This is a genomic window from Microbacterium sp. SA39 (genome assembly GCF_000967865.1).
Lineage (GTDB): Bacteria > Actinomycetota > Actinomycetes > Actinomycetales > Microbacteriaceae > Microbacterium.
Genome location: NZ_JXRU01000034.1, coordinates 132,608 through 148,866, shown reverse-complemented (window position 1 = coordinate 148,866; position 16,259 = coordinate 132,608). Strand labels below are relative to the sequence as shown.

Sequence of the window (16,259 nt, the reverse complement as noted above, 5' to 3'; positions counted from 1 at the left end):
CTCACTCGCTCCTCTCGTGTGCGCTTCCGGGCCGTGCCTCGGCGGGTGCCGGGATGTCGATGCCGAACATGGCGCCCTGGCCGAGCACGCTGTCGACCCAGGCCGAGCCGCCGTGCCCGTCGGCTATGGCGCGCACGATCGCGAGGCCGAGCCCGGAACCGCGGCGCGCACCGGTGCTGTCACCGCGGATGAAGCGCTCGAAGATGCGCTCGGCATCCGCTGCGGCGACGCCGGGGCCGGTGTCGCGCACCCACAGCCGGAGACGGCGCTCCGCGCCTTCGCCTTCGAACCGCGAGCCGAGCTCGATGCGGTCACCGGGCTCGGTGACCTGCACCGCGTTCGCGGTGAGCTGCAGCACTGCCTGGGTCACGCGCTGCGGGTCGAGCGCCGCATACCCCTCGGCGATCTCCATGAGCTGCCAGCGGCGATCTCCCAGCGTCTGCGCCTTCGCCTCGATGTCGAGCGTCAGGGTCGCGACCTCGCAGTTCGCGATGCGGACGAAGTCGGACTGCTCCGAGCGGGCGAGCACCAGCAGGTCGGTGACGATCCGGCTCATCCGATCGAGCTCGCCGCTCACCAGGCGCAGCGTCTCGGCCCGTTCCTCGGGCTGCTCGCTCAGCAGCTCGAGCTGGCCGCGCACGATCGTGATCGGGGTGCGCAGCTCGTGGCCCGCGTCATCGACGAAGCGCTGCTGCGTCGCGTGCACGGCCTCCAGCCGGTCGAGCATCTGGTTGAAGGTGGTTGCGACGGCGGCGATGTCATCCGTGCCTTCGACGGGCACACGGGCGGAGAGGTCGTGTTCGCCGATGTCCCGCGCCACGCGGTACACCTCGCGTACCGGCGCCAGGATCTGGCCGGCAACGAGCCAGGCGACTCCGGAGCTCAGCAGGATCCCGAGCAGCGCCACCCACGCGATCGTGGTGAAACCGGCGTCGACCTGCGTCCGCGCCTCCTGCGTGTACTCGATCACGAGCAGCGCGCCCTCCTGGTCGCCCGCGGCGAAGTCGAGGCGCCCCCAGCGCAGAGGCCCGGATTCCGGCGTCTCCAGGACTCCGGAGGATGCGGAAGCGCCCAGCAGCCGCGTCACCAGCGCCGTGCCACCCGGGACGGAGTCGGATGCCGCGACAGCGGTGGCTTCCAGCTTCCCGTTCGCGACCGAGATCGCCCGCCCGTCGACGCTCGCCACCACGACTTCCTCCTCGTGAACCGACTGGCGAGCCACGTACTCCGTGACCATGGCCTCGGCCGTGGTGAAGCCGGCTGTCGCGGCATCCTCGGCGAAGCGCGTGAACTCGGCGGCCTCCTGCTCGATCTCGGCGTTCGCGGCCTGCTCGACGCCGGCCAGGAAGATGCTGCGGCCCATCAGCCCGACCGCGAGGAGGGTGATCGTGATGCTCAGGATGATCCAGAGGGTGATCCGCCAGCGCGCCGGGAGTGTGCGCGGGCGGAGGGTGCGGAGCGGTGCACCGCCGCGCACCGGGTCCGCGACGCGTCGCGTCGCCACGGAGCTGCGCGGTTCGACGATCACGTCGAGGGGAAGGGTCGGCGAGTCAGTCATCATCGCCTCCGTCGTCGTCATCGTCGTCATCGGCGGGCGGCGCCGGAGCCGGGGCCGGTGCAGGCGCGGGTGCGGGTGCAGGGGCGGGCGCAGGTGCAGGTGCAGGGGCCGGGGCATTCGTCGGCTCCGGTATCGGGGCGGGGACAGGCGCCTGCGTGGGCGGAGCCAACTGCACCACGAGCGGCTTCGCCGGAATCTGAGGCGAGGAGGGCATCTGGGCCAGCGCGATCCCACCCAGGGCGAAGATCGCGGGGACGGCGAGCAGCGCGACCGGGATCAGGATGCGACTCGCTTTGCTCATGTCACCATGATGGCGGTCGCTCATGAGGCGGCGATGAGTGCGGGATGAAGATTCCTTCATCTGCCGCGACTCCGACGGGGGTCAGTCGCGGCGACGGCCGCGGATCGCCTTCATCGCCATCTGCACAGCGATCACCACGAGGTATGCCGCGAACAGCATGTTCCCCGCGAACGGGTCGATGAGGGTGGCGAGCCAGGCGCCGAGAGCCGTGGTCGTGCAGGCGGAGACGCCGACGAAGCCTGCAGCCACGAGATCGACGTTGTGATTGCGGAGATTGCCGATCGTGCCCGAGATGGCGGTCGGGATCATCATGAGCAGCGAGGTGCCCTTGGCCACGAGATCGCTCGTGCCGAACGCGAGCATGAGCACCGGGACGACGATCACGCCGCCGCCGACGCCGATGAGACCCGCCAGGATGCCGGTGACGACGCCGACCGCGACGAGGGCGAGCCCGTTCAACAGCTGCAGGTCGAACTCCGCCTCGCGCGGGGGCACCACGAGGAACAGGCTGACGATCACGATCACGAGGAAGCCGACGAAGAACCAGCGCAACGCGGTCTGCGAGATCCTCGGCAGCAGCCGGGTGCCGATCTGCGCCCCGACGACCGACCCTGCGGCGAGGATGAGCGCGGGAACCCAGGCGACCGATCCGTGGATCGCGTACGACACCACGCCGACGGCCGCCGTCGGGACGATGGCCGCGAGCGAGGTGCCTGCACCGAGCCGTTGGTCGAAATGCAGGAGCAGGACGAGCAGGGGAACGATGACGGTTCCGCCTCCGACGCCGAAGAGGCCGGAGAGGAGACCGGCGAGCAGGCCGATGCCGATGAACGCGGCGTAGGCACGAGGCCCTCGGTGCAGGGTCTGTGCGTCGCTCACCGGATCAGCCTACTCCGGCGCGCCCGCCGGGCCCTCCCGCCGGCATCCCGCCGACCCCTCTCGTCAGACCTCCGAGTCGGTCCTGATCGGCACGGCGATCGATTCGGTCAGCGCCTGCTCGTACCGCCGCTGACGACGGCGCAGCCACAGCCCGCCCATCACGAGGAGCGCCAACACGACGTAGGCCGTCGCCGCGAACGGCTGCACGACCAGCGTCGTCAGGTCGCCCTGGCTCAGTTGCAACGCCTTGCGCAGGTATTCCTCGCCCATCGGTCCCAGGATCATGCCGACCACGAGGGGCGCCACCGGGTAGCCGTAGCGCCGCATGAAGTAGCCGAGGACACCGATGATCGTGAGGATCAGGATGTCGATGACCGCGAAGTTCAGCGCGTAGGCCCCGAACGCCGCGAACAGCAGGATGCCGGCGTACAGGTACGGACGCGGGATCTGCAGCAGCTTCACCCACATGCCCACCAGCGGCAGGTTGAGGATGATGAGGATCACGTTGCCCAGGTAGAGGCTCGCCACGAGCGCCCACACCAGCGCCGGCTGGTTCTGGAACAGCTGCGGCCCCGGCTGCAGGCCGTACGACTGGAAGGCGACGAGGATGATCGCCGCCGTCGCGGTCGTGGGCAGTCCCAGCGTCAGCAGCGGCACGAGCACACCGGCCGCCGCCGCATTGTTCGCCGATTCGGGACCGGCGACGCCCTCGATCGCTCCGCGGCCGAACTCCCCCTTGTGACGGGAGAGCTTGCGCTCGGTCGCGTACGACAGGAAGGTCGCGACATCAGCGCCTCCGGCCGGGATGGTTCCGATCGGGAAGCCGATCGCGGTGCCGCGCAGCCACGGCTTCCACGAGCGCTTCCAGTCGCTCTTCGTCATCCAGTTGCGCCACCCGCGCGTGACCGGGATCACGTCGATGGCACCGTGGCGCAGACGGGCGGCGATGTACAGCGTCTCGCCGACCGCGAAGAGCCCCACCGCGACGAGCACGATGTCGATGCCGTCCGACAGCGGCAGCAGCCCCACCGTGTAGCGCTGCTGTGCGGTGAGCGTGTCGGTGCCGACGAGACCGAGGAACAAGCCGACGCCGAGCGACATCATGCCGCGCGGAACGGAGCTGCCGATCAGCGCCCCGACGGTGATGAACGCGACCACGATGAGGGCGACGTAGTCCGCAGGACCGAGGTTGACGGCGAACTGCGCCAGGACCGGGGCGAGCAGAGTCAGTCCGACCGTGGCGATGGTGCCGGCGACGAACGATCCGATCGCTGCGGTCGCCAGCGCGGCCGCCCCGCGGCCGAGCTTCGCCATCTTGTTGCCTTCTATGGCGGTGACGATGGATGCCGATTCCCCCGGAGTGTTCAGCAGGATGCTGGTGGTCGAACCGCCGTACATCCCGCCGTAGTAGATGCCGGCGAAGGTGATCAGGGCCGCGGTGGGATCGAGTGTGTAGGTGAGCGGCAGCAGCAGGGCGACGGTCATGGCCGGACCGATGCCCGGCAGCACGCCGACCGCGGTTCCCACCAGCACGCCGAACACGGCGAAGATCAGGTACTGCGGCTGCAGCGCGGTCGCGAAGCCCTCGAGGAGCAGTGTCCAGCTGTCCATCAGAACACCTCTCCGAGCCACCCGAGTGCAGGACCCCAGGGCAGTGACAGACCCATGAGGCCGCCGAAGACCACCTGCACCACCAGGCTGAGGATCAGACCGATGCCGAAGGCCAGCCACCAGCGCTTCGCGCCGAGCGACCACGCGACGATCCCGAAGAGCACGGCAGCCGCCGGCGCCCAGCCGATGATGTCGATCAGCAGCAGGTGAGCGACCAGTGCCCCGACGATCTTCGCGATGGTGAGCCAGTCGGTCGTGGCATCCGGATCGATGTCCTCGCCTTCCTCGACCTCTGCGCGCTTTCCGCGCAGCACGTCGAACAGGACGGCCGCAGCAGAGCCCAGCAGGATGATCGAGACGAAGATCGGGAAGATGGTGGGGCCGGCCTGCACGCCGACCGGAACGTGGATCGTGAAGACCCCCACGAGCGCGAAGACGCCGAGGGCGAGCATGAGGAGAGCGAAGACGAGTTCGCCGAGGGGAACCCGCGGGGCGGGCCGAGTCGCCTCGGCCCGCCCGCTCACCCCGAGGATCGGGGCATTCATGTCAGATCAATCCGATGTTCTCGAGCGTGCCGGTGACGTCGGAGATGTTCTCCTCCAGGAAGGTGTCGAACTCGTCGCCGGTGAGGAACGCGTCGCCCCAGCCCTTCGCCTCCAGTTCGTCCTGCCACGCCTCCGACTCGTGCATCTCGGTGACGATGCGCTCGAGCTCGGCGCGCTCCGCGTCCGAGATGCCACCGGGCGCGATCACTCCACGCCAGTTGGTGAGCTCGACGTCGTAGCCGGCGTCGGTGATCGTCGGCACATCGGGAAGCGACTCGACCGGCTCGGCACCCGAGACCGCCAGCGCACGCATCGAGCCGTCCTCGATGTACTGGAGGAATTCTCCGACGCCCGAGATGCCGGCGGCCACCTTGTTGCCCACCAGAAGCGACACGGCTTCCCCGCCACCGGAGTTCGGTGTGTAGTTGAGCTTCTCGGGGATCTCCGTCGCGTCCAGCCCGGCCTCTCCGAGCAGGAGCCCTGCGAGGATGTGGTCGACGCCTCCGGCCGAGCCGCCGGTCACGGTCACCTCCTGCCCCTTGTCGACGATGTCCTCGATGAGGTCCTCGAGGGTGTCGTACTTCGAGTTCTCCGGCACGACGACCACGAGCGGTTCATCCGTCAGTCGGGCGATGGGGGTGGTGTCCTCGAGTCGCACCGTCGAGGCGTTCGTCTCGATCGCGCCGACCATGACGAGCCCCATGACCATGAGCGAGGCCGGATCATTCTCGTTCGCGAGTTGGGCGAGACCGACGGTTCCGCCCGCGCCGCCCACGTTCGTGACGGGAGCTGAACCCACGATCTCCTCCCCGGCGAGCAGCTGCGACATCGCGCGCCCGGTCTGATCCCAGCCGCCACCCGGCTCGGCGGGAACGATGATCTTGACGTCATCGAAGGACGCCGCGGCATCCTCCTCCGCCCCTCCGCCGTTGCCGGACCCGGAGCCTCCCCCGGCGCACGCCGTCAATGCCAACGCGGTTGCTGCGAGGACGGCGGTCATCGCCGTCCGACGTGATTGCTTCATAGCGCTCCTCCTTGAGCGTCGGTGTTGCTGTCGGTCCACTCTGGAAGGACGGATGCCGGTGCTCAAGCTTCGGAAACCATTGGTCGCGGTTATGAAACTATTGTTCGCGAACGCTCGGAGCGACTCCTCGCCGTGGGTCCCCGGAGCGGCGAGAATGATCTGGTGGCCTCGAAGATGACGCTCCGGGTGCACCTGCTCGTGCTGCAGGCGCTGATCGTGTTCCTGGTGACCCTCGCGACCGGCATCGTGGCCGGCGCCTTCCAGGAGCAGGCGCTCCGCGAGGCCTACAAGGACCGCATGCAGGCGGTGGCCCAGTCGATCGCCGCGTTGCCGCCCGTGCTCGCCGCTTTCGACGATCCAGACCCCGCCGAGGCGATCCAGCCGATCGCCGAGGTCATCCGCGAAGCATCCGATCTCGCGTACGTCGTCGTCTCGGATGCCGACGGCATCCGCTACTCGCATCCGAATCCCGACCGCATCGGCGAGATGGTGTCGACCGATCCCTCGATTCCCCTGTCCGGCGAGGTCTTCGTCGGCACACAGACCGGCACCCTGGGCACCTCCTGGCGCGTGAAGGTGCCGATCCGCGACGACGACGGCGCCGTCATCGGTGCGGCATCCGTCGGGATCCTGGAATCGGATCTCCACAAGGAGTTCACCGCCAACTTGACCTGGCTGATCTCGGCGATGCTGGCCGCGGCGGTGCTGGGCGTCTTCGGGTCCGCCTGGGTCACCTCCGTGATCCGGCGGCGGATCTACCGGCTCGAGCCGCATCAGATCGCGGCGCTCGTCCAGAACCAGGAGACGACCCTGCACCGGTTGAGCGAGGGAGTCATCACGGTGAACCGCGCCGGTCGGATCACCCTTGCCAACGATGCGGCGGCACGCCTGCTCGAAACGGATGCGCAGGATCTCGAGGATGCCGCGGCAGACGAGGTGCTCGACGAACAGCTTCTGGCCGTGCTGCGCGACGGCGAGGATGCCGGGCGCCCGGTCATCGTCGGGTCGCATGTGCTCGTCGCGCGCAGCACGGGCAGCCGGCACGATGGCGTCGACGTCGAGGCCACTCTGCTCCTGCGCGACCACACCGAACTGCACGACGTGGTGCATCGCGTCGAGGCCGCCGACGCGATCATCGCGTTCCGCCAGCGGTTCGGGCTGCCCAAGGGCCTCAGCGCCGAGACGCTGGATCGGGTCTCCGCTGCTCTCGCCGCCCGTCCGGAGGCGTCCGCGACCGAGATCGGCGAGGACTTGCACATTTCGCGGGTGAGTGCACGCCGCTACCTCGAGCATCTCGCGAGCTCCGGGCAGGCGATCCGCACGCTCGACTACTCGACGAAGGGGCGTCCCAGCACCCGGTACCGCCCGCGCGGCACGATCTGATCCGCCGAGTCCGGCTTCGCGTCAAAGTTCTGCGGCCATCTCGAAGTTCTGCGGCCTCATCCCGCCGGTTGGGCCGCAGAAGTCAGGATCGGCCGCAGAACATGCACCCGAAAACGGCGAAGCCCGCCACCCCGAGAGGGGCGGCGGGCTTCGTGGTGAGAGGTGCTTACTTCTCGACGGCGTCTTCGGCGGCAGCCTCGGCTGCTTCGCCCTCGGCCTGCGACTCGGCACCGGCTTCAGCAGCCGGCGTCTCCTCGGCGGATGCCTCATCAGCGGGGGTCTCCTCTGCGGGAGCCTCCTCGGCGACCTCGGCCGGCTTCTCGGACTTGGAAGCGGCAGCAGCCGTCTTCTTCGCCGACTTCGGCTTCGGGTTGACGGGCTCGAGAACGAGCTCGATGACAGCCATCGGAGCGTTGTCGCCCTTGCGGTTGCCGACCTTCGTGATGCGGGTGTAGCCACCCTCACGGTCAGCGACCAGCGGTGCGATCTCGGCGAAGAGCGTGTGCACGACGCTCTTGTCGCCGATGACCGACAGCACGCGACGACGCGCGTGCAGGTCGCCGCGCTTGCCGAACGTGATCAGTCGCTCGGCGAGCGGACGCAGGCGCTTGGCCTTGGTCTCGGTCGTCTTGATCGACTTGTGGGTGAAGAGCGCCGCCGCGAGGTTGGCAAGCATGAGGCGCTCGTGGGCGGGGCCGCCTCCGAGGCGGGGACCCTTGGTGGGCTTAGGCATGATCTAACTCCTGGTCAGAAGGTCGGGTTTCAGAAGGACTCGTCTTCGCTGCCGCCGTAGAAGTGGGCGCCGTCGAAACCGGGCACCGAATCCTTGAGCGACAGACCGAGCGAGATGAGCTTGTCGCGCACCTCGTCGACCGACTTCTGGCCGAAATTGCGGATGTTCATGAGCTGCGTCTCCGAGAGGGCGACGAGCTCCGAAACAGTGTTGATGCCCTCGCGCTTCAGGCAGTTGTACGAGCGGACCGAGAGGTCGAGGTCTTCGATCGGCATCGACAGCTCGCTGGAGTTCACTGCCTCCACCGGTGCCGGACCGATCTCGATGCCCTCGGCCTCGACGTTCAGCTCGCGAGCGAGACCGAACAGCTCGGTGAGCGTCTTGGCAGCCGAAGCGACGGCGTCGCGGGGGCTGATCGACGGCTTGGTCTCGACGTCGAGGACGAGCTTGTCGAAGTCGGTGCGCTCACCGGCACGAGTCGCCTCGACGCGGTAGCTGACCTTCAGGACCGGCGAGTAGATCGAGTCGATCGGGATCTGACCGGCCTCGGCGTACTCGTTGCGGTTCTGCGTCGCGGAGACGTAGCCACGACCGCGCTCGATGGTGAGCTCGAGCTCGAACTTCGCGGTCTCGTTGAGGGTCGCGATGACGAGCTCGGGGTTCTGCACCTCGACGCCGGCCGGAGCCGAGATGTCGGCCGCGGTCACTTCACCGGCACCGGTCTTGCGCAGGTACGCGGTGATGGGCTCGTCGCGCTCCGAGGAGACGACGAGCTGCTTGATGTTGAGGATGATCTCGGTGACATCCTCCTTCACGCCGGGGATGGTGCTGAACTCGTGCAGCACGCCGTCGAGACGAACGCTGGTGACAGCGGCTCCGGGGATCGACGACAGCAGGCTGCGACGCAGCGCGTTGCCGATCGTGTATCCGAAACCGGGCTCCAGAGGCTCGATGATGAACCGGCTACGGTTCTCGACGATCTTTTCCTCGGTCAGTGTGGGACGCTGTGCAATGAGCACTCTGTGTTCCTTTCGATCACATGCCCGCTATATGACATGTGGTGTGGTGAGGTCTTCAATTGTGACGTTACCGTCTGCTCGCAGAGCGAGCGCGATGCCCGCACGCGGGCGTCGAGTCGCTCGACCCGAAGGGCGAGCGACTCGACAAGCGTTGTCAGACGCGGCGACGCTTCGGCGGGCGGCATCCGTTGTGCGCCTGCGGGGTGACGTCCGAGATCGAGCCGACCTCGAGGCCTGCGGCCTGAAGCGAGCGGATCGCGGTCTCGCGGCCGGAGCCCGGACCCTTCACGAAGACGTCGACCTTCTTGACGCCGTGCTCCTGCGCCTGACGCGCAGCAGACTCGGCAGCAAGACCTGCGGCGTACGGGGTCGACTTGCGGGAGCCCTTGAAGCCCACGCCACCCGACGATGCCCAGCTGATGACAGCGCCGGACGGGTCGGTGATCGAGACGATCGTGTTGTTGAACGTCGACTTGATGTGGGCCTGGCCCAGCGCGATGTTCTTCTTTTCCTTGCGGCGCGGCTTGCGCGCGGCGGCCTTGGGTGCAGCCATGAAAGTGTTCTCCTAGTCCCTGGGGCCGCGCTTAGCGGGCCTTCTTCTTGCCTGCGACGGTGCGCTTCGGGCCCTTGCGGGTACGGGCGTTGGTCTTGGTGCGCTGACCACGGACCGGGAGACCACGACGGTGGCGGATGCCCTCGTAGGAGCCGATCTCGACCTTGCGGCGGATGTCTGCGGCGACCTCGCGGCGCAGGTCACCCTCCACCTTGTAGTTGCCTTCGATGTAGTCGCGGAGGACGATCAGCTGGTCGTCGCTGAGGTCCTTCACGCGGATGCTCTCGTCGATCTCGGTCGCCTTGAGGATCTCGACCGAGCGGGTACGGCCGACGCCGTAGATGTAGGTAAGGGCGATCACCACGCGCTTGTCGCGCGGGATGTCAACGCCGGCAAGACGTGCCATGCGGTTCTCCTGGATGTAGTGGAGGTATGGAACAGGATCGGTGCCCGGGCCTCCGCCCCGAGGTGTCAGCTTCTCCGGGCCGTTGAGCCCGTCGACGCGTCTGATCCTGCCGTTTCGTATTGAGTTGTGAGATGTGCGCGAGCGGTGCCGCGCAGCGCAGGTCAGCCCTGGCGCTGCTTGTGACGCGGGTTGCTCTTGCAGATCACCATGACGCGGCCGTGGCGGCGGATCACCTTGCAGTGATCGCAGATCGGCTTGACGCTCGGGTTGACCTTCATGATGTTTCCTTATCGCTGTCTTCGTACCGCCCCGGATCCGGGGCAGGCCGTTACTTCTCGACCGATCAGCGGTAGCGGTAGACGATACGGCCGCGGGTGAGGTCGTAGGGGCTGAGCTCCACGACCACGCGGTCTTCGGGGATGATGCGGATGTAGTTCTGTCGCATCTTTCCTGAGATCGTTGCCAGGACCTTGTGTCCGTTGCTGAGCTCAACGCGGAACATCGCGTTGGGCAGAGCCTCGGAGATCACGCCCTCGATCTCGATGACACCGTCTTTCTTAGCCATAGCCTCGCTGACGCTTCTGCAGACCGGTCGATCTGCGGTGGGTGGGTGGTTGCGGTGCTGGACCGATCGGACACGCCGAATCAAGGCACAAAGCACCAAAGATCTATGTTAGACGCTCTGGAGGCATCCGGCAACTTGGCCGGCGCGGCGGTGTGTCAGCCGATCAGATCGGTGAACTTCTTCATGTCCTCCGCGTTGCTCAGGTCGAGCGCTGTCCCGTTGAGCTTCACCGTCGGCGTTCCGCTGATCTCGTTCGACTTGGCCTGAGCCGCGCCGAACTTGCGGTAGGTCTCGTCGTTGATGCACTCGACCGCGTCATCGGCGCCGACCTCGGTCGCGAAGCCCGCGAGCTGCTCAGTGGTCAGTCCGGAGCTGTTCTCCGCCGGCTGGTTCGCGAACAGTGCCTTGGCGTAGTCGAGGTACAAGTCGGGGTTCGACTCGGCGACACACACGGCAGCACCGGCCGAGCGCGACGAGTACTCGGTGCCCTGCGAATACCGATCGAGAATCGCGATGGGGTGGTACTCGAGAGTGATTCGTCCGTCCGCGGCGGCGGCCTCGAGCTGGGGGCCGAACTGGTCCTCGAACGACTTGCAGATGGGGCACTGGAAGTCGACGAAGACCGCGACGGTGTCCTCGCCGTCGCCGAGCGCGATGGAGCCGGACTCGGCATCGAACCCCTCGTTGCTTGTCGGAGTGGCACCGGGCGAAGTGGCCTGGTTGTTGAGGAACACCACGAGCCCGCCGAGGACGACGAGGATGACGACGACGGCCGCCGATACCCCGATCGCGAACCAATTCGTGTTGCTCTTCGCCGCTGCCATTACTTTCCGATCTCTCGAGGCTCGACCCCGAACGGGGCGAGTCCGGCTTTTCCGCCATCGGGCGCGGTCAGCACCCAGATACCCCCATCATGCAGGGCCACGCTATGTTCCCAATGTGAGCCGTCCGTGCCGTCGATGGTCGTGACGGTCCAGTCGTCATCCTCGACGTAGGTCGCCTCGCCGCCTGCTGTCACCATCGGCTCGATGGCCAGGACGAGGCCCGGCTTGACGTCGGCACCTCGGTCGGGCGTGCGGTAGTTGAACACGCTGGGCGCCTCGTGCATCTTGCGACCGATGCCGTGCCCCACGTACTCGCGGAGGATGCCGTAGGGCTCCCCCGACACCGCGGAGGGCCCCTGCGCCTCGATGTATTCCTGGATCGCGGTACCGATCTCATCGATCGTCGAGACGGATGTCATGGCGGCGATGCCTGCCCAGAGCGACCCTTCTGTGACGCGGGACAGCTCCTCGCGCTGAGCGACGAGCTCCGGGCGCTCTGCATCGGGCACGACCACGGTAATCGCACTGTCGCCGTTCCAGCCCTGGAACTGTGCGCCGCAGTCGACCGAGACGATGTCGCCGGGGCGCAGCACACGCTCCCCCGGGATGCCGTGCACGACCTGCTCGTTCACCGACACGCAGATAGTGTGGTGGTAGCCGCGCACGAGCTGGAAGTTCGACTCCGCACCTCGTGCGACGATGGTGCGGTTCGCCGCGGCATCCAGCTCCAACGTGGTCACGCCGGCTCTGATCAGGGGACGGACGGCTTCGAGCGCCGCCGCCGTGATGAGTCCCGGCTCTACCATGGCTCGAAGCTGAGCCGGGGTCTTGTAGATCGACCGGCGGAACATCCGGAGAGCCTCAGGCCGCGAGGCGCAGGCCGCGGGCGGCCAGTGCTGCGGAGATGCGCTCGGTGATCTCGTCCAGCGTGCCCACGCCGTCGATCCGGTCGACGATGCCCTTCGCGCCGTAGACCTCGATGATCGGAGCGGTCTCGTGCTCGTAGATGTCGAGACGGTGCGCGATGGCGTCATCCGTGTCGTCCGAGCGCCCCTGTTCCGTCGCGCGCAGGCCGAGGCGAGCAAGGCTCTCCTCGCGCGGCACGTCGAGCAGGATGACGGCGTCGAGTGACTCGCCCCGACCGGACAGGAACTCCTCGAGATGCGCCACCTGGGCGACATTGCGCGGATATCCGTCGAGCAGGAATCCGTTCGCGGCATCCGCCTGCGACAGGCGATCGCGCACGATTTCGCTCGTCAGCTCATCCGGCACGAGGTCGCCCTTGTCGAGGATCGCCGTGACCTGCTGGCCGAGGGGCGTCCCCTCCTTGATGTTCGCGCGGAAGATGTCACCGGTGGACACGACCGGGATGCCGTAGGTCTCCGCGATGCGCACGCCCTGCGTGCCCTTCCCGGAACCCTGCGGGCCGACGATGAGAAGACGAGCGGATGCTGTCATCGGAGGAGCCCTTCGTAGTGACGCTGCTGCAGCTGTGCATCGATCTGCTTGACCGTCTCGAGGCCGACGCCGACGATGATCAGGATCGATGCGCCACCGAACGGGAAGTTCTGGTTGGCGCCGACGGTGGCCAGGGCGATCAGAGGAATGAGCGCGATCAGGCCGAGGTACAGCGAGCCGGGGAGCGTGATGCGGGTGAGGACGTAGTCGAGGTACTCGGCGGTCGGACGACCGGCACGGATGCCGGGGATGAACCCGCCGTACTTCTTCATGTTGTCGGCGACCTCGACCGGGTTGAACGTGATCGCGACGTAGAAGTAGGTGAACCCGATGATCAGCAGGAAGTACGCCGCCATGTAGATCGGGCTGTTGCCCGTGGTGAAGTTCGCGCTGATCCACGCCACCCACGGGGCCGGAGCGGAACCGTCCTGCGGCGTGTTGAACTGCGCGATGAGAGCAGGCAGGTACAGCAGCGACGAGGCGAAGATCACGGGGATCACACCCGCCATGTTCACCTTGATCGGGATGTAGGTGTTGGTGCCGCCGTACGTGCGGCGACCGACCATGCGTTTCGCGTATTGCACCGGAATCCGGCGCTGCGACTGTTCGACGAAGACCACCAGGCCCATCACCACGATGCCGACGGCGAGGACCAGGAGGAAGACCTCGAAGCCCCGCGTCTGCCAGATGAGGCCCATGGCACCCGGGAAGGTCGCCGCGATCGACGTGAAGATGAGGAGGGACATGCCGTTGCCGATGCCGCGCTCGGTGACCAGCTCTGCGAACCACATGATCAGGCCCGTACCCGCGGTCATCGTCATGATGATGAGCAGCTGCGCCCACCACACGTCATTGGTGAGGAGCTGCTGGCACGCCGCGAGATCGGTCGTCCCGAAGAGCTGACCGCTGCGCGCGACCGTGACGAGAGTCGTGGACTGCAGCAGCGCCAGCGCGATCGTGAGGTAGCGCGTGTACTGGGTGAGTCGGGCCTGACCGGCCTGACCCTCCTTGTGCAGGGCCTCGAAGTGCGGGATGACGACACGCAGGAGCTGCGTGATGATCGTCGCTGTGATGTACGGCATCACCCCGAGCGCGAAGATCGACAGCTGGAGCAGAGCTCCGCCGGAGAAGAGGTTTACGAGTCCGAGCAGGCCGTCGGTACCGGAGGTGGCAGCCAGACACTCCTCGACGTTCGGGAAGTTCACGAACGGGGCGGGGACGTTGGAACCGAGTCGGTAGATCGCGATGATGGCGAGAGTGAAACCGATCTTCCGACGCAGGTCGGGCGTGCGGAAGATCCGCGCGATGGCGCTGAACAAGAACGTTCCTCCTGAAAAGTGGCCGATTCCCGAAGGACGGCTGAAAGACCAGGGTAACCCATCCGAGCACCCCGGACCGCGAGAGCGAGCCACGGTCCGCCCTGCGTAACCACAAGAGGGGCCGGAGAATTCTCCGGCCCCTCTTGTGCAGTGGTTACTTGACGGAACCGCCCGCTGCCACGATCTTCTGCTCGGCGGAACCCGAGACCTTGTCGACCGCGACGGTGAGCTTGACGGCGATGTCGCCGTTTCCGAGAACCTTGACCTTCTCGTTCTTGCGAACGGCGCCCTTGGCGACCAGGTCGGTGACGGTGACGTCCCCGCCCTTCGGGTACAGCTCCGCGAGCTTCTCCAGGTTCACGACCTGGTACTCGACGCGGAACGGGTTCTTGAACCCGCGCAGCTTCGGGGTGCGCATGTGCAGAGGCATCTGCCCACCCTCGAAGCCGACGCGAACGGTGTTGCGAGCCTTCGTGCCCTTGGTTCCACGACCCGCGGTCTTACCCTTGGAGCCCTCACCACGGCCGACGCGAGTCTTGGCGGTGTTGGATCCGGGGACCGGACGCAGGTGGTGCACCTTCAGCACGCCGGGGCGGGATGCCGGAGCATCCTTCTTCGGCGCAGCCTTCTTGGAGGCAGGCTTCTTGGCGGGAGCGTCGGCCTTGGCGTCGGCGGCAGCGGTCTTGGCCGGTGCCTTCGACGCTGCGGGCTTCTTCTCAGCCGTCTTCTTCTCAGCGGGCTTCTTGTCAGCGGCGGCCTTGGGAGCCGCAGCCTTCTTCGGGGCCTTCTTCTCGGCCTCGACGGCCTCGTTCTTCTCAGCCATTAGTCGATCTCCTCAACCTTGACGAGGTGGGCGACGGTCTTGACGTAACCGCGCGTCTGCGCGTCGTCGGGGCGAACGGTGCTGTCACCGATGCGCTTCAGACCGAGGCTGCGCAGCGTGTCGCGCTGGTTCTGCTTCTCGCTCACCTTGGACTTGACCTGCGTGACCTTGAGGCGCGAAGCCATCAGGCACCTACCTTCTGTGCGGCGATGGCGTCGGCCTCCGCACGGACGAGACGCGCCGGAGCAACCTGGTCGAACTCGAGGCCACGACGTGCGGCGACCGCACGGGGCTCCTCGAGCTGCTTCAGGGCAGCGACGGTCGCGTGCACGATGTTGATCGTGTTCGACGAACCGAGCGACTTCGACAGCACGTCGTGGATGCCGGCGCACTCGAGCACGGCGCGGACCGGACCACCGGCGATGACACCGGTACCGGCAGCGGCCGGACGAAGCAGGACCACACCGGCGGCCGCCTCACCCTGCACCGGGTGCGGGATCGTGCTGCCGACGCGCGGAACGCGGAAGAAGTTGCGCTTGGCCTCTTCGACACCCTTCGAGATCGCCAGGGGGACCTCGCGAGCCTTGCCGTAGCCGACGCCCACCAGACCGTTGCCGTCGCCGACGACCACGAGAGCGGTGAAGCTGAAGCGACGACCACCCTTCACGACCTTCGAGACGCGGTTGATGGTGACGACGCGCTCCAGGAACTGGTTGTCGCCACGATCGCGCGAGTTGCGGTCACGACCGCCACCCTGGTTGCGATCGCGACCGCCACCGCGGCGGCCTTCGCGAGCAGGCTCAGCCTGGGTCGTGCCGGCAGCCGTCTCGGAGACGACCGGAGCCGCCTCGGGAGCGGCAGCAGCCGTATCGGTCACTTCGTTCTCCTTGTTGTCACTCACAGTGCCAGACCCCCTTCGCGGGCGCCGTCGGCGATGGCGGCGACACGACCGGCGTAGCGGTTGCCGCCACGGTCGAACACAGCCTCGGAAACGCCTGCGGCCTTCGCGCGCTCGGCGAGCAGCTCGCCGACCTTGCGAGCCTTGGCGGTCTTGTCGCCCTCGAGCGAGCGCAGGTCGGTCTCGAGCGTCGAAGCCGACGCCACGGTGTGACCCTTGCTGTCGTCGACGAGCTGCACGAAGACGTGGCGAGCCGAACGGTTGACGACGAGGCGCGGACGCACCTCGGTGCCGACGACCTTCTTGCGAAGGCGGGCGTGACGACGCGCGCGGGCGTCAGACTTTGACTTGAGAGCCATG

Annotated in this window: 21 protein-coding genes; 1 reads left to right on the top strand and 20 read right to left on the bottom strand. The window is 67.2% G+C overall.

The genetic code is table 11. The features are described 5' to 3' along the window. Position 1 precedes the first annotated feature (1 nt). The 6 genes from RS85_RS10705 to RS85_RS10680 form a co-directional block, all read right to left on the bottom strand. Entirely contained in the window at positions 2 to 1,558 is a 1,557-nt protein-coding gene (locus tag RS85_RS10705) for a sensor histidine kinase (RefSeq protein WP_082087591.1), read from the bottom strand. After that, entirely contained in the window at positions 1,551 to 1,859 is a 309-nt protein-coding gene (locus tag RS85_RS10700) for a hypothetical protein (RefSeq protein WP_152642393.1), read from the bottom strand. The genes RS85_RS10705 and RS85_RS10700 overlap by 8 nt, the downstream gene beginning before the upstream one ends. An 81-nt stretch (positions 1,860 to 1,940) precedes the next feature. After that, complete coding sequence (locus RS85_RS10695) at positions 1,941 to 2,738, bottom strand: sulfite exporter TauE/SafE family protein (RefSeq protein ID WP_046013428.1); 798 nt, start codon at positions 2,736 to 2,738, stop codon at positions 1,941 to 1,943. A 63-nt stretch (positions 2,739 to 2,801) separates the two neighbouring features. Beyond that, positions 2,802 to 4,349, bottom strand: coding sequence for a tripartite tricarboxylate transporter permease (locus RS85_RS10690; RefSeq protein ID WP_046013427.1), 1,548 nt, complete (start codon positions 4,347 to 4,349; stop codon positions 2,802 to 2,804). Then, the gene (locus tag RS85_RS10685; RefSeq protein ID WP_046013426.1) at positions 4,349 to 4,894 is read right to left on the bottom strand and encodes a tripartite tricarboxylate transporter TctB family protein; all 546 of its coding nucleotides are present in this window, start codon (positions 4,892 to 4,894) and stop codon (positions 4,349 to 4,351) included. The genes RS85_RS10690 and RS85_RS10685 overlap by 1 nt, the downstream gene beginning before the upstream one ends. Position 4,895: 1 nt before the next feature. Then, on the bottom strand, positions 4,896 to 5,918 hold the full coding sequence (locus RS85_RS10680; protein ID WP_046013425.1) for a Bug family tripartite tricarboxylate transporter substrate binding protein: 1,023 nt from the start codon (positions 5,916 to 5,918) through the stop codon (positions 4,896 to 4,898). A gap of 162 nt (positions 5,919 to 6,080) precedes the next feature. On the opposite strand from RS85_RS10680, the gene RS85_RS10675 reads away from it, so the two are divergent. Further along, positions 6,081 to 7,301, top strand: coding sequence for a PAS domain-containing protein (locus RS85_RS10675; RefSeq protein WP_046013522.1), 1,221 nt, complete (start codon positions 6,081 to 6,083; stop codon positions 7,299 to 7,301). 166 nt (positions 7,302 to 7,467) lie between these two features. On the opposite strand, the gene rplQ is transcribed toward RS85_RS10675, so the two are convergent. From rplQ to rplR, 14 genes are all read right to left on the bottom strand, one after another. Continuing rightward, on the bottom strand, positions 7,468 to 8,034 hold the full coding sequence (gene rplQ / locus RS85_RS10670) for a 50S ribosomal protein L17 (RefSeq protein ID WP_046013424.1): 567 nt from the start codon (positions 8,032 to 8,034) through the stop codon (positions 7,468 to 7,470). A 29-nt stretch (positions 8,035 to 8,063) separates the two neighbouring features. Next, positions 8,064 to 9,053 carry a DNA-directed RNA polymerase subunit alpha gene (locus RS85_RS10665; RefSeq protein ID WP_046013423.1) on the bottom strand — a complete coding sequence of 330 codons (990 nt, stop codon included), beginning with the start codon at positions 9,051 to 9,053 and terminating at the stop codon, positions 8,064 to 8,066. A gap of 154 nt (positions 9,054 to 9,207) precedes the next feature. Then, the gene (gene rpsK / locus RS85_RS10660) at positions 9,208 to 9,606 is read right to left on the bottom strand and encodes a 30S ribosomal protein S11 (protein ID WP_046013422.1); all 399 of its coding nucleotides are present in this window, start codon (positions 9,604 to 9,606) and stop codon (positions 9,208 to 9,210) included. A 31-nt stretch (positions 9,607 to 9,637) separates the two neighbouring features. Then, positions 9,638 to 10,012 carry a 30S ribosomal protein S13 gene (gene rpsM, locus RS85_RS10655; RefSeq protein WP_036276001.1) on the bottom strand — a complete coding sequence of 125 codons (375 nt, stop codon included), beginning with the start codon at positions 10,010 to 10,012 and terminating at the stop codon, positions 9,638 to 9,640. Between the two features lie 161 nt (positions 10,013 to 10,173). Further along, positions 10,174 to 10,290 (bottom strand): 50S ribosomal protein L36, encoded by a 117-nt coding sequence (rpmJ, locus tag RS85_RS10650; protein WP_005050492.1) that lies wholly within the window; start codon positions 10,288 to 10,290, stop codon positions 10,174 to 10,176. Between the two features lie 65 nt (positions 10,291 to 10,355). Further along, positions 10,356 to 10,577 (bottom strand): translation initiation factor IF-1, encoded by a 222-nt coding sequence (gene infA, locus RS85_RS10645; RefSeq protein WP_017201569.1) that lies wholly within the window; start codon positions 10,575 to 10,577, stop codon positions 10,356 to 10,358. 155 nt (positions 10,578 to 10,732) lie between these two features. Further along, the gene (locus tag RS85_RS10640) at positions 10,733 to 11,401 is read right to left on the bottom strand and encodes a DsbA family protein (protein WP_046013421.1); all 669 of its coding nucleotides are present in this window, start codon (positions 11,399 to 11,401) and stop codon (positions 10,733 to 10,735) included. Then, on the bottom strand, positions 11,401 to 12,252 hold the full coding sequence (gene map / locus RS85_RS10635; RefSeq protein WP_046013420.1) for a type I methionyl aminopeptidase: 852 nt from the start codon (positions 12,250 to 12,252) through the stop codon (positions 11,401 to 11,403). Before map ends, RS85_RS10640 begins: the two co-directional genes overlap by 1 nt. Positions 12,253 to 12,262: 10 nt before the next feature. After that, positions 12,263 to 12,859, bottom strand: coding sequence for an adenylate kinase (locus tag RS85_RS10630; RefSeq protein WP_046013419.1), 597 nt, complete (start codon positions 12,857 to 12,859; stop codon positions 12,263 to 12,265). Then, positions 12,856 to 14,178, bottom strand: coding sequence for a preprotein translocase subunit SecY (secY, locus tag RS85_RS10625; RefSeq protein WP_046013418.1), 1,323 nt, complete (start codon positions 14,176 to 14,178; stop codon positions 12,856 to 12,858). The genes RS85_RS10630 and secY overlap by 4 nt, the downstream gene beginning before the upstream one ends. Before the next feature lie 154 nt (positions 14,179 to 14,332). Further along, positions 14,333 to 15,001, bottom strand: coding sequence for a 50S ribosomal protein L15 (gene rplO, locus RS85_RS20030; protein ID WP_082087587.1), 669 nt, complete (start codon positions 14,999 to 15,001; stop codon positions 14,333 to 14,335). Continuing rightward, entirely contained in the window at positions 15,001 to 15,186 is a 186-nt protein-coding gene (gene rpmD, locus RS85_RS10610; RefSeq protein WP_046013417.1) for a 50S ribosomal protein L30, read from the bottom strand. Before rpmD ends, rplO begins: the two co-directional genes overlap by 1 nt. Then, a complete protein-coding gene (gene rpsE / locus RS85_RS10605; protein WP_442921943.1) occupies positions 15,186 to 15,878 on the bottom strand; it encodes a 30S ribosomal protein S5 in 693 nt (230 codons plus the stop codon). The genes rpmD and rpsE overlap by 1 nt, the downstream gene beginning before the upstream one ends. A gap of 20 nt (positions 15,879 to 15,898) precedes the next feature. After that, on the bottom strand, positions 15,899 to 16,258 hold the full coding sequence (rplR, locus tag RS85_RS10600; protein WP_029260926.1) for a 50S ribosomal protein L18: 360 nt from the start codon (positions 16,256 to 16,258) through the stop codon (positions 15,899 to 15,901). Position 16,259 lies beyond the last annotated feature (1 nt).